At 69.4% G+C, this 828-nt stretch carries 1 protein-coding gene; it reads right to left on the minus strand.

The features are described 5' to 3' along the window. On the minus strand, positions 1–828 hold an 828-nt coding region (locus ACYVMZ_RS39370; RefSeq protein WP_461088127.1), incomplete at both ends, for a beta-ketoacyl synthase N-terminal-like domain-containing protein.

Raw genomic sequence — 828 nt, forward strand, 5'->3', positions numbered from 1 at the left:
CACCGACCGGAGCGCCACTCGAGACAGCCGCAACCGGCTGCGACGCCGGAGCCTCCTCCAGAATCACGTGCGCGTTCGTGCCACTGATCCCGAACGACGACACACCAGCCCGGCGAACCCGCTCCCCCGCCGGCCACGACTCCGGCTCCGTCAACAACCGCACCGCACCCGACGACCAGTCCACATGCGGCGACGGCTCCTCCACATGCAGCGTCCGGGGCAACTGCTCGTGACGCAACGCCTGGACCATTTTGATCACACCGGCCACACCGGCAGCGGCCACGGTGTGCCCGATGTTGGACTTCACAGACCCGATCCGCAGTGGCTCCGCACGGTTTTGCCCGTACGCGGCGATCAACGCCTGGGCCTCGATCGGGTCGCCCAGCGTCGTCCCGGTGCCGTGCGCCTCGACCGCGTCCACGTCCGCGGGCTTCAACCCGGCGTTGGCGAGCGCCTGGGCGATCACGCGTTCCTGGGAAGGGCCGTTGGGCGCGGTCAGACCGTTGCTCGCACCGTCCTGGTTCACCGCACTGCCACGAACGACCGCCAGCACGTGGTGCCCGAGCCGCCGAGCGTCGGACAGACGCTCCAGCACCAGCACACCAACGCCCTCGGACCACGCCACACCATCGGCCGAGGAGGAGAACGCCTTGCACCGGCCGTCCGGCGACAAACCGCGCTGGCGGGAGAAATCCACGTACAGGTACGGGCTGGCCGCAACCGTCACACCCCCGGCGAGCACCAGGGAGCTGTCTCCCTGACGCAACGCCTGACACGCCAGGTGCAACGCCACCAACGACGACGAACACGCCGTGTCCACCGTCACCG

The sequence above is a fragment of the Streptomyces deserti genome (assembly GCF_054782695.1).